Source organism: Caulobacter rhizosphaerae (assembly GCF_010977555.1).
Classification (GTDB): domain Bacteria; phylum Pseudomonadota; class Alphaproteobacteria; order Caulobacterales; family Caulobacteraceae; genus Caulobacter; species Caulobacter rhizosphaerae.
The window spans coordinates 3,699,041-3,711,550 of record NZ_CP048815.1; the positions used below are offsets into that span (position 1 = coordinate 3,699,041).

General features: G+C 66.6%; 8 protein-coding genes. 5 read left to right on the plus strand and 3 right to left on the minus strand.

Features of this window, described 5'->3' with window-relative positions; genetic code table 11:
* Window positions 1–86 precede the first annotated feature (86 nt).
* From G3M57_RS16920 to G3M57_RS16930, 3 genes are all read right to left on the minus strand, one after another.
* Window positions 87–1,622, minus strand: a complete 1,536-nt coding sequence (locus tag G3M57_RS16920) for a tryptophan halogenase family protein (protein ID WP_163231881.1) — start codon at window positions 1,620–1,622, stop codon at window positions 87–89.
* Window positions 1,623–1,639: 17 nt separating this feature from the next.
* A complete protein-coding gene (locus tag G3M57_RS16925; protein ID WP_208789612.1) occupies window positions 1,640–3,157 on the minus strand; it encodes a tryptophan halogenase family protein in 1,518 nt (505 codons plus the stop codon).
* A gap of 128 nt (window positions 3,158–3,285) precedes the next feature.
* Window positions 3,286–6,255 (minus strand): TonB-dependent receptor, encoded by a 2,970-nt coding sequence (locus G3M57_RS16930; RefSeq protein WP_163231883.1) that lies wholly within the window; start codon window positions 6,253–6,255, stop codon window positions 3,286–3,288.
* A gap of 332 nt (window positions 6,256–6,587) precedes the next feature.
* Between G3M57_RS16930 and G3M57_RS16935 the strand changes: the two genes are divergently transcribed.
* The 5 genes from G3M57_RS16935 (at window position 6,588) to G3M57_RS16955 (ending at window position 12,414) form a co-directional block, all read left to right on the plus strand.
* Window positions 6,588–8,324 carry an IlvD/Edd family dehydratase gene (locus G3M57_RS16935; RefSeq protein ID WP_163231885.1) on the plus strand — a complete coding sequence of 579 codons (1,737 nt, stop codon included), beginning with the start codon at window positions 6,588–6,590 and terminating at the stop codon, window positions 8,322–8,324.
* Window positions 8,325–8,333: 9 nt separating this feature from the next.
* Window positions 8,334–9,266, plus strand: coding sequence for a 2-dehydro-3-deoxygalactonokinase (locus tag G3M57_RS16940; RefSeq protein ID WP_056762947.1), 933 nt, complete (start codon window positions 8,334–8,336; stop codon window positions 9,264–9,266).
* Window positions 9,259–9,888 (plus strand): 2-dehydro-3-deoxy-6-phosphogalactonate aldolase, encoded by a 630-nt coding sequence (locus G3M57_RS16945; RefSeq protein ID WP_056762693.1) that lies wholly within the window; start codon window positions 9,259–9,261, stop codon window positions 9,886–9,888. Before G3M57_RS16940 ends, G3M57_RS16945 begins: the two co-directional genes overlap by 8 nt.
* A gap of 48 nt (window positions 9,889–9,936) precedes the next feature.
* Window positions 9,937–11,502, plus strand: a complete 1,566-nt coding sequence (locus G3M57_RS16950; RefSeq protein ID WP_163231887.1) for a sodium/sugar symporter — start codon at window positions 9,937–9,939, stop codon at window positions 11,500–11,502.
* Between the two features lie 183 nt (window positions 11,503–11,685).
* The gene (locus G3M57_RS16955; protein WP_056762950.1) at window positions 11,686–12,414 is read left to right on the plus strand and encodes a FadR/GntR family transcriptional regulator; all 729 of its coding nucleotides are present in this window, start codon (window positions 11,686–11,688) and stop codon (window positions 12,412–12,414) included.
* Window positions 12,415–12,510: the final 96 nt, after the last annotated feature.

Sequence of the window (12,510 nt, forward strand, 5' to 3'; positions counted from 1 at the left end):
CCTCGTCGCAGACCTGTTGTTAGCGCTATCATTCGTATAAGTAGGACAATTCCCTAGCAAGGCTTTCCTGACGCCGGGAGTCATTTCTACCGTGGCGAAAGGTCCGGCGCCGCGCAATGAGCGCCGATGAAATCCCGGTGCGACGGCATGGCCTCCGCGGCCTGGCGCATCGCGATTCTCATCGCCCTGAGGTTCTTTTCCACCACGCCCGCGTCCATCAGGTCGACGAGGGGATCGTACGCCCGCGGCATCACGTTCTGGCCGATCAGCACGGCCAGCCAGCTGGGCTCCTGGAACAGGTCCTGCCCCATGGACGCCAGCCGTCCGGTCTCCCGGAACAGTTCCATCTTGTGCGCCAGGCTGTCGGGGATCGGCATTTCGCGCACCTGCCGCCAGAGCGGCGAGTCGGTGCGCTCGTTGGCATGGTAGTGCAGCACCAGGAAGTCCCGGATCTTCTCGTATTCCTGGTCGGTCAGGCGGTTGTACTCGTCCAGCAGCACGGGGCTGAAGCTCCGGTCCGGGAACAGCTGGATCAGCTTGGTGATCCCCGTCTGGATCAGGTGGATGCTGGTCGATTCCAGCGGCTCCATGAACCCGCTGGCCAGCCCCAGGGCGACACAGTTCTTGTTCCAGTACCGGCGCCGGCGCCCGGCGGTGAACCTCAGGAAGCGGGGATCGACGCAGGGCTCGCCGTCCAGCCCGCGCAGCAGGGTCGCGGCGGCCTCGTCGTCGCTGATGAACGGACTGGAATAGACATAGCCGTTGCCGACGCGGTGCTGCAGCGGGATGCGCCACTGCCAGCCGGCGGGATGGGCGGTGGCGCGGGTGAAGGGCGTCAGGTCCTCGACGCTCTCGCTCTGGACCGCCACCGCCCGGTCGCACGGCAGCCAGTTGGACCAGTCGTCATAGCCGCTCTTCAGGGCCTGTTCGATCAGCAGCCCCCGGAAGCCCGAGCAGTCGATGAACAGGTCGCCGTCCACCACCCGGCCGTCGGCCAGGGTGACCGACTGAATGAAGCCGTCGCCGCCACGCAGGGCGACGTCGACGATCTTGCCCTCCACGCGCTGGACGCCCCGCGCCTCGGCGTATCCGCGCAGGAACCTGGCGTAGAGCCCGGCGTCGAAATGGAACGCGTAGGAATAGGTCGACATGATCGACGCCGAGTTCGCCGTCGGCCGATCGAAGCGGCGCAGTCCCGCAGCCAGGGTCGGCAGCGAATAGTCGCCAAAATCGCTGGGATCGCCCAGGCTTCTCAGCTTCAGCCAGTAGTGATGAAAGGCGCTGCTGGCGAGGTCGGCGCCATAGCGGCCGAACGGGTGGAGGTAGCGATGGTTCAGCCGGGTCCAGTCGACGAACTCGATGCCCAGCTTGAAGGTCGCCTGGGTGGCGCGGACGAACTCGTCCTCGTTCACCCCGAGGAACTGGTTGAACAGGATCAGGGGCGGAATGGTCGCCTCCCCTACCCCGACCGTGCCGATCTCTTCAGACTCGATCAGCTGGATCTCGACCTTGAGCGGTTGGGGCTGATGCTCGCGCAGCACGCGCGACAGGCCCGCCGCCGCCATCCAGCCGGCCGTGCCGCCGCCCACGATGACGATCTTGCGGATGCGATTGTCGGTCACGCGGACTTGTCCTTTGCTCAGGCGGCCGGGAGCTCGGCCCGGCAGAACTTGTCGATGAAGGCTTGCTGGCCCGGCATGGCCTCGGCGGCCCGCAGGATGGCAGCGCGCCGAGCGTCCAGCACCGCGCGGATCTCCTCCACGCTCATCCGGTCGACCAGCGGATCATAGCGATCCGGCACGACCTTAAGGCCGTGGAAAATCGCCAGCCAGCTGGGCGGCGCGAAGCCGTCGTCGTCATGGGTCACTAGGCGGCCCGTGCGCTGGAACAGTGCGAGCCTGTGGGCCAGCTCGTCGGGGATCGCCATGGCGCGGCAATAGTCCCACAGCCCGCTGTCCGTGCGCTCGGTCAGCTTGTAGTGCAGGATGATGAAGTCGCGGACGTGCTCCATCTCCTGCTGCGACAGGCGATTGAACTCGTCGATCAGGACCGGGTCGAAGTCCTTGTTCGGGAAGAAGTCCAGGAGCCGGCCGATCGCCGTCTGGATGAGGTTGATCGAGGTCGATTCCAGGGGCTCGATGAAGCCGCTGGCCAGGCCCATGGCGACGCAGTTCCTGCTCCAGGCCTTGAGTCGGCGGCCCGGCGTGAAACGGATGGTCTGGGGCTGGCCGATCAGCGGGCCGTCGAGACTGGACAGCAGGTCGGCGACCGCCTCGTCCTCGCTGACGAACTGGCTGCAGTGGACATAGCCGTTGCCGGTGCGGTGCTGCAACGGGATGCGCCAGCGCCAGCCCGCCGGGCGGGCGGTCGTGCGGGTGTAGGGCGTCAGGCCGTCGCCGCCCGAACCGCAACCCGCCGCGATCGCGCGGTCGCAGGGCAGCCAATGGGACCAGTCTTCATAGCCGGTCTCCAGCGCGCCTTCGATCAGCAGCCCGCGGAACCCCGAGCAGTCGATGAACAGGTCGCCCTCGACGCGGGCGCCGCCCTCCAGGACCACGGCCTCGATGAAGCCGTCGGTCCCGCGCAGCTGGACGTCGACGATGCGTCCCTCGATCCGCGTGACGCCTCGCTCCTGCGCGTACCCCCTCAGGTAGCGAGCGTACAGCGCGGCGTCGAACTGAAAGGCGTAGGCGTAGTCATGCATCACCGACCGAGGGTCGGGATTGGGCGGCACGAACTTGTTGCGGTAGGCCGCCTGGGTCGGCATCGACAGGTCTTCGAGCGCAAACCGCTCGCCCTGCTCCTGCAGCTTGCGCCAGTAATGGTGCGCGCCGATCGCCTCGATGTCGGCCCCGAAGTCGCCGAAGGCGTGAAAAAAGCGGTGGCCGATCGTTCCCCAGTCCTGGAACTCGATCCCGAGCTTGAAGGTGGCCTGGGTCTGGCGAACGAAGTCGACCTCGTCCAGGCCCAGCCTTTCATTGAAATGCCGGATGGGCGGGATAGTGGCCTCGCCCACGCCGACCGTGGCGATCTGATCGGACTCGATCAGCACGGTTTCGACGAAATCCTTGCCCAGCAGCTTGCTGAACGCCGCCGCCGCCATCCAGCCGGCGGTTCCGCCGCCGACGATGACGATCTTGCGAATGCGATTGTCCAAGCCACGCCCTCCCACTGCCACGCCGGACTATGCAACGCCCGGCGCCGGACGCCCAGAACGTCGAACGCCTCCCCCGCGATCTTCCCGTGACAGGAGGATCGCGAAGGAGGCGCCGGAACGTCTCAGTCCTAGAAGCTGGCGCGCAGGAGCACCGCGACGCGGCGATCGGTGTCAGTCCAGCTATAGCGCGGGGCCAGGTTCGCACCGCCCACGTCCAGATAGGTCCGGGCGTTGAGGATGTTGGTCGCCTGGATGCCGATCTTGTACTGCGGGGTGAGCGAGTAGAGGACCGACCCGTCCAGCTGACCGTAGTCTTCCGACCAGACCGGCCGCTGGATGTTGGCCGCCGAGGTGGTCAGCAGGTAACGCTCGCGCCAGTTGTAGGCCAGCCGCGCCGAGACGCCGTACTTTTCATATAGCAGCGTCACGTTGTAGCTGGTCTTGGACAGGCCCTCGAGCGGCAGGGTCTGGTCCGCGGCGCCGGCCACCTGCGCCGACTCGTTGAGGTTGACCGCGGTGTTCTTGCCGCCGTTGCTGTCCACATAGGTGAAGTTGGCCTGCAGGCCCAGGCCGCTGAGCGGCCCTGGCAGGAAGTCGTAGAACTGGGTGTAGGCCAGCTCGAAGCCTTTGATCGTGCCGCTGGAGCCGTTCATGTTGCGGCTGACCAGGAACGAATAGGTCTGGCCGCCCGAGGTGTAGCTCTCGGTCGCGTTGCCCATGAAGATATAGTTCGAGATGTCCTTGTAGAACGTCGCAAACGTCAGGCTGCCCGCCGGGTTGAAGTACCACTCCAGGCTGGCGTCGAACTGGTTCGACTTGGTCGGCTTCAGCAGCGGGTTGCCGCCGCTGCCGCTCCGCGGATCGATGGCCTTCGGCGTGAAACCATCCGCTTCGAAGTTGAAGCTAAGGTTCGTGTAGGACTGCATCTGGCTGAAGGTCGGCCGGACGATCGCCTTGGCCGCGGCCAGACGGAACTGGAGGTCATCCTTCAGGAAGAACCGCACGTTGGCGCTGGGCAGCACGTCCGTATAGCTGTTCGACGACGAACCGCCGGCGATCGAGCCGCCCTGGGTGAAGGCGTAGGCGTTGTTAAAGGCCGTGCACGAGATGGCCGGGGTCACCGCGGCGCAGGCGCCCGGGGTCCCTTGAAGAGAGGCGACCTTGATAATCTGGTCGCCGCCGTTCACTTCGGTCTTCACCACGCGGACGCCGACATTGCCGTCCATGCGGCCCAGCGGCGTTTCGTCATGGCCAAAGCGCAGCAAGGCGTAGATGGCCTTGGTCTTTTCGCCCTGACTGTTGGTGCCGCCATTGGGGTTGTCGCCGGCCGGCGAGGAATTGGCGTAGCTGGCCTCGGTCAGAGGCGCCCAGCCCCAGCCGGCGCTCTGGGTGTTCTGCAGATAGCCATAGGCGTGGGCCGCGCCATTGCTGACCAGACCTTCGGCCGGGAACCAGCCAACGCCGGGCAGCTGCACCTTGCCGCGGAAGAAGTCGTTGTAGTTGACCAGCTCGGACTGCAGCGGCAGGTTCGGGCTCTGGTGCGTGGCGTCATAGCCCGTCCCGTTCAGATAGACGGTGTTGGCGTTGTTGAGCCAGAATTGGTTGCTCAGCAGACCCCAGTTCCAGCCCGTCTGACGGGTGAGCGAGGTCTTGTCCGTGCCGCGCACGCCGAAGCGGAACGACTTCAGCCAGCTGTCGTCCTCGAAAGTATATTCGGCGTCGGCGCGCAGGGCCTTGGAGTCGGCGCTGTTGTCCTCGATGTGGTCCATCGCCGCCGCCCACCAGTAGGCGGCTTGGGTCCGCGTGGTGTCGGTGGCCTGGTTCAGCTTCAGGACAGGATCGTCGCCTGAGATGTCGAACGTCAGGCTGGACGGCACCGTCGGGTCCATCTGCGTGAACGCCGTCATGCTCAGGACCGAGGCGTGCGACTTGACGTACTGGGCGTCGGCGCTGAAGGCCCAGCGGTCGTTCGGCGTGAACTTCAGGTTGAAGCCGTAGTCTTCGGTCTTCTTGTGCTGTTCGCCGTACCGGGTGTCGGCGGTCAGGTGGAAGTTGTTGATCGTGCCGTTGGTGATCGAGCCCTGGCTGTCGTACTTGAAGCCTGGGCCCGTGGCGGCGTAACCGCCATCGGTGTCGCCCAGGGCGCGCTCGATGTCGTGCGGGTCGGCCTTGGCGGTCAGCATCTGGAAGGTGGCTTCCCACTGGTCGTTCGGACGCCATTGCAGGGCGCCGGCGAAGGCCGTGCGCTTCTGCTGCCAGTCGATCCGGCGCCAGCCGATCGAGTTGGGGATGTAAACCTTGTCGCCCACGGACTTGCCCACCGCGGCGGGATTGTCATTGGCGGTCAGCGTGCGCTCTTCAAAGCGGCCGGTCTGGATGCTGTCGGTGCGGTTGCCGATATTGCCGATGCTGCCTGACAGCAGCAGGCCGATCTCGCCGATATTGGTGCTCCAACGGTCGCTATAGAGCACGTTGCCGGACGCGAAGCCCTTGTCGCGCAGGTCGGCGTAGTTGTAGTCGGCCGAGAAGGCCAGCAGGCGCTTGTTGGAGTCGAAGGGCTTGCGGGTGCGCAGGTTGACGATGCCGCCGATGCCGCCTTCGATCAGTTCCGCCGACGGGTTCTTGTACACGTCGACGCCGGCCAGCAGGTCGGCGGACACGTCTTCGAACGAGAGGGCGCGGCCATTGTTGGCTGAGAAGATGTCGCGGCCGTTGGTTTCGCTGCGGACCCACGAGAGGCCGCGGATGAACACGCCGCCGCCTTCCGAGGCCAGGCGGGCCGGGTCGCGGTTTTCGTTGGTGCGCTGGAGCGTGACGCCCGGGATGCGCTGCAGGGCTTCGGAGACGCTGCGGTCGGGCAGAGCGCCGATGTCCTGGGCGGTGATCGAGTCGACGATCTGCTCGGAGTTGCGCTTGATTTCCTGCGCCGACTTCAGGCTGGCGCGGATGCCGGTGACCACGACCTCTTCGACCGTGTCCACGCCCTGCGCGGGAGCGGCGGCCGTCTGAGCGGCGGCGATGGCGGGCAGAGCCCCACAGATGACGAGCGCTGACGCGCCCATGAGCATGGCGTTACGACGGGTATTGCGAGACGACATTCCGGTTTCCTTCCCCCAGATGAGATCCGTCCCGACGCTCTCGAAGGCGTCGGTGACGTGCGCTGCACCAGGCAGTCACACGATCTGTTTTGGACCTTTAGTCATATAATTCAGACTGACAAGCTGAAATTGATAGCGCTATCATTTCGGCAAGCCAGGGCGACTTTTGGGCCACAGGCCTTGCAGCAAACCCGCGTACCGCTTGGAGAATCACAGCCTCAGGTCGTTCTGCGCAATGCGTCACAGCGTCCCAGGCGTTTGCGATCATCATTATAATACTATAAATGAGCGAACCAATTTCGGGCGGCTCGGCCGCGGCGTTAGGGCGGGTCATGAGTCAGGGAAACGGGGGCGGCCGATTCCGTAGCGGCCACAGCTATGGAAAGCTGGATCGCGACGGGTTCATCCATCGCAGCTGGATGAAGAGCCAGGGCCTGCCGGACGATGTGTTCGACGGCCGACCGGTGATCGGCATCTGCAACACCTGGTCGGAGATCACCCCTTGCAACGCCGGCCTGCGCGACCTGGCCGAACACGTGAAGCGCGGCGTGTGGGAAGCGGGCGGCCTGCCGCTGGAATTCCCCGCGATGTCGCTGGGCGAGACCCAGATGCGGCCGACGGCGATGCTGTTCCGCAACCTGCTGGCCATGGACGTCGAGGAGTCGATTCGCGGCAATCCGATCGACGGCGTCGTGCTGCTGGGCGGCTGCGACAAGACCACGCCGGGCCAGATGATGGGCGCGGCCAGCGTCGACCTGCCCACCATCGTCGTCTCGACCGGCCCGATGCTGAACGGCAAGTTCCGCGGCAAGGACATCGGTTCGGGCACCGACGTTTGGAAGTTCTCCGAGGCCGTGCGGGCCGGCGAGATGACCCTGCCGGAGTTCATGTCGGCCGAGAGCGGCATGAGCCGCTCGCCCGGCACCTGCATGACCATGGGCACCGCCTCGACCATGGCGGCCATCGTGGAAGCCATGGGCATGTGCCTGCCCTACAACGCTTCCATTCCCGCCGTGGACGCCCGGCGGGCGGCCATGGCCCACCACACCGGCCGCACCATCGTGCGCATGGTGCATGACGGCCTGACCATGTCGCAGGTGGCCACCCGCGCCGCCTTCGAGAACGCCCTGCGCGTGCATGCCGCCATCGGCGGCTCGACCAACGCCGTGGTCCACCTGCTGGCCCTGGCCGGCCGGCTGGGCGTCGAGCTGAGCCTCGAGGACTTCGACAACCTGTCGCGCGACGTGCCGCTGCTGGTCGACCTGCAGCCGTCGGGCCGCTTCCTGATGGAAGACCTGCACTACGCCGGCGGCCTGCCGGCGGTAATGAAGCAGATGGCCCCGTTCCTGAATCCCGAGGCCCTTACCGTCTCGGGCGTGCGGATCGGCGAGCAGTACGAGAAGGCCGAGGTGTTCAACGCCGAGGTCATCCGCAGCGTCGAGGCGCCGGTGAAGCCCGACAGCGGCATCTGGGTGCTGCGCGGCAACCTGGCCCCCGGCGGCGCGGTGATGAAGCCCAGCGCCGCCAGCCCCGAGCTGTGCAGCCACAGGGGCAAGGCCGTGGTCTTCGAGACCATCGAGGACTTCCGCGCCCGCATCGACGATCCGACGCTGGACGTCGACGCCAGCTCGATCCTGGTGCTCAAGGGCTGCGGCCCGAAGGGCTATCCGGGCATGCCGGAAGTGGGCAACATGCCCCTGCCGACCAAGCTGCTGGAGAAGGGCGTCAAGGACATGGTCCGCATCAGCGACGCGCGGATGAGCGGCACCGCGTTCGGCACGGTGATCCTGCACGTCTCGCCGGAATCCGACGCCGGCGGCCCGCTGGCCGTGGTGCGCAATGGCGACGAGATCGCATTGGACGGCCCTTCCCGGTCGCTGAACCTGCTGATTTCCGACGAGGAGTTGGCCAGCCGTCTGGCCGTCTGGCGCGCCAATCCGCCGGCGCCCAAGGCGACCCGGGGCTACGCCAAGCTCTACATCGACCACGTGCTGGGCGCCGACAAGGGCGCGGACCTGGACTTCCTGGTCGGCGCCAGCGGCTCGGTCGTCACCCGCGAGTCGCACTAGATGAACCCCATGGACAGTTCGATCACGATCTTCGGCGACTGGGGCACCTCGCGCCTGCGGCTCTATCTGCGCCAGGGCAAGAGCGTGCTGGACCGCCGCGACGGGCCGGGCATCGGCGCGCTCAAGGCCTCGCCCCGCGAGACCTTCCTGGAGCTGGTCGGCGACTGGCGCGAGGCCAAGCCTTCGATGGCCCTGCTGTGCGGCATGGTCGGCTCGCGCAACGGCTGGCAGGAAGCCGCCTACGCCCCCTGCCCCGCCAACGCCGCCGACATCCGCCAGCGGCTGCTGCATATCGACGCCGACGGCCTGTCGGTCGCCATCGTGCCGGGCCTGTCGTGCCGCAACGCCCTGGGCGGGCCGGACGTGATGCGCGGCGAGGAGACCCAAATCCTGGGCGCCCTGGCCTTGAACCCGGACCTGGCCAAGGGCCGCCATCTGCTGGCCCTGCCCGGCACCCACACCAAGTGGGTCGTGGTCGAGGACGGCGCGATCACCAGCTTCCTGACCGCCCCGGTCGGCGAGCTGTACGCCCTGCTGCGCGAGCACTCGATCCTCGCCAAGGCCGCCCCCGGAGACGGCCCCGAATCGCCGGAAGGGTTCGCCCGCGGCGTCGCCCGGATCATCGAACAGGGCCCCGCGCGCCTAGCGCACCTGATCTTCGAGACCCGCAGCCGGCAACTTCTGGACAACCTGCCCAAGGACGAAGCCATGGGCTTCCTGTCGGGCTTGCTGATCGGAAGCGACGTCGCGGCCACCGCCAGCTGGTTCGGCGACCTGGGCCAGGTATCGCTGATCGGAGCCCCGGCCCTCGGCGCTCTCTACGCCCAGGCCATCGCCGCCCATGGCGGTTCCTGCGTAGCCGTCGACGGCGATTCCGCCGTCCTGGCCGGTCTTTCAACCTTGTCGCCAGCCCAGAACAGTGGAGTTCACGTCCTTGCCTAACACCACCCCCAAGGCGACTCCGCCGATCGTCGCAATCCTGCGCGGCGTCAAGCACGACGAAATCCTCGACATCGCCGCGGCCCTGGTCGAGGCCGGGATCGAGGCCATCGAGGTGCCGCTGAACTCGCCCGACCCACTGGTGACCATAGGCAAGCTGTGCGCCGCGTTCGGTGACCAGGTGCTCTGCGGCGCGGGGACGGTCCTGTCGCCGGAAGCGGTCGACCAGGTGGCGGGCGTCGGCGGCAAGCTGATCGTCACCCCCAACACCGACGCCGCGGTCATCTCGCACGCCGTGGGCCTGGGCCTGACCGTCATGCCCGGCTTCGCCACGCCCAGCGAGGCCTTCGTCGCCGTCAAGGCCGGGGCCCGCGCGCTGAAGCTCTATCCGGCCGGCACCTACGGCTTCGGTCACATCAAGGCGGTGCGCGACGTGCTGCCCAAGGACATCGCGGTCTACGCCGTCGGCGGAGTCGGCGCGGCCAATCTGAAGCCGTGGATCGAGGCCGGCGTGGCCGGCATCGGCGTCGGCGGCGAACTCTATCGCCCGGGCTACACGGCCGAGGAGGTTGGCCAGCGGGCCAGGACCCTGGTCGCGGCCTGGGCAGAACAGACCGCGCGGTAACGGACGCGCAGCAACGATAAAGAAGCCGGCCCTAAAGGGGGGACCCCAGTGAGAACCATCGATTTCGTCATCCTGGCGATCTACGCCGTCGCCATCTTCGGCCTGGCCCAGTGGGTCAGCCGCGACAAGGGCGGCCACCAGAAGGACTCCACCGACTACTTCCTGGCCGGCAAGGCCCTGCCCTGGTGGGCGATCGGCGCTTCGCTGATCGCCGCCAACATCTCGGCTGAGCAGATCATCGGCATGAGCGGCTCGGGCTACGCCCTGGGCCTGGCGATCGCCTCCTACGAATGGATGGCGGCCCTGACCCTGCTGATCGTCGGCAAGTTCTTCCTGCCGATCTTCCTGAAGAACAACATCAGCACCATGCCGCAGTTCCTGGAGCAGCGGTACGGACCCAGCGTCCGCAACGTGATGGCCGTGTTCTGGCTGGTGCTCTACATCTTCGTGAACCTGACCTCGATCCTGTGGCTGGGCTCGATCGCCATCCACACCGTGGCGGGCATCGACCAGATGCAGGCCCTGGTGATCATCGGCGTGTTCGCCCTGGCCTATCAGCTGTGGGGCGGGCTGAAGGCCGTGGCTCTGACCGACATCGTCCAGGTGGCCCTTCTGATCACCGGCGGCCTGATCATCGTCTTCCTGTCGCTGACCAAGATCGGCCACGGCGACCTGCTGGCCGGCTTCAACCACCTGACCACCCAGTTCCCTGACAAGTTCGACATGATCCTCAGCAAGGACAACCCGCACTACAAGGACCTGCCGGGCCTCTCGGTGCTGTTCGGCGGCCTGTGGGTGATGAACGTCTCGTACTGGGGCTTCAACCAGTACATCATCCAGCGCGCCCTGGGCGCCAAGGACATCGCCGAGGCCCAGAAAGGCATCGCCCTGGCCGCCTATCTGAAGCTGCTGATGCCGGTGATCGTGGTGCTGCCGGGCATCGCCGCCCTGGTGCTGGCGCCGGGCCTGGCCAAGCCCGACCAGGCCTATCCCGAGATGATGAAGCTGCTGCCGCCCGGCGTGCTGGGCGTCGTGTTCTCGGCCCTGGTCGCCGCGATCGTCGCGTCGCTGGCCGCCAAGATCAACTCGATCGCCACGATCTTCACTCTGGACGTCTACGCCAAGGTCAGGACCGGCTCCAGCGAGCGCCACCTGGTCACCGTGGGCCGGATCACCGCCGTCGTCGCGGTGATCGTCGGCATCGTCATGGCCAAGCCGCTGCTGGGCAAGGCCGAGCAGGCTTTCCAGTTCATCCAGGACTTCACCGGCTTCTTCACCCCCGGCATCGTGGTGATCTTCATGCTGGGCCTGTTCTGGAAGCGCGCCACCACCGCCTCGGCCCTGGTGGCCGCGATCGGCGGCGCGGCCCTGTCGGGCGCCTTCTTCGTGGCCGACAAGGCGGGCGTTTTCGTGATCCCGTTCATGAACCGCGTGGGCCTGGTCTTCCTGCTGACCCTGGCCGCGGCGATCATCGTCTCGCTGGTCGCGCCCCAGAAGAAGGAGGTCAATGTCGTGTCGCTGGAAGGCGTCAGCTACAAGACCACCACCGGCTTCAACATCGCGGGCCTGGGCGTGATCGTCATCCTGATCGTCCTCTACGCTCTTTGGTGGTGAGGATTTCGGCGGTGTTTCGGCTGAAGGCCGCCCAGACCTGAGCCCGAAGGCCTCGCCACGGTTGTCGTGGCGAGGCTTTCATCTTTGACATGATTGTTCCGGGCGTGGACGAAGCACGCTACACAAGGTCAGACCTATTCCGACGACCGGTTCGAGAAGCGTTTTGGGGGCGATAACTTGGTGATCCGTACGCAGCCAGGCCTCAGTCTGACCTATGGACTCGTCGAGTCCCTGGGACAGGCCATCGTCACGGGGGAATACGCTCAAGTCGGCTTCCCGACCGAGGGCGAGTTGTCAAAGCAGTTCGGCGCCAGCCGGACGGTCACGCGCGAAGCGGTCAAGATGCTGACCGCCAAGGGCCTGCTCAGCGCCCGCCCCCGCCACGGCACGGTGGTCGAGCCCGAGAACGAGTGGAACCTGCTGGATCCTGACGTCCTGCGCTGGATGCTGGAGCGCAAGTTCTCCCTGCGCCTGCTGGCCGAGTTCACCGAGATGCGCCTGGGCATCGAGCCCGCCGCCGCAGGCCTCGCCGCTCGCAACGCCGACGAGGCGGGGCTGAACGGCATCCGCAAGGCGCTGGATCGCATGAAGACCGCGGCCGAGGGCGAGGACGACCCGCTGACGGCCGACATCGCCTTCCACGTGGCGATCCTCAACGCCACCAAGAACCCGTTCTATCGCGACCTGCACGAGCTGGTGAACACCGCCCTGCGGATCTCGATCCGCTTCACCAACCGCATCAAGGGCCGCACCGCCTCGATCCCGTCGCACGAGGACGTGGCCAGCGCCATCTTCGCCCGCGACGCCGAGGCGGCGCAGAAGGCCATGCAGGTGATCCTGGTCGATGTTCTGGACCTGATCCGCGCCGCCTCGCCCGAGACCGAGTCGGAAGCCGCTCGCCGCGACGCCTGATCGGCCCGCCCCGCTGGATCGGTCTTGCGCACGCGCGACTTCAGGCTAAGACTGACAACGTTGTCAGACCACAGCCCGCAGAGGCTGCTCGAGGAA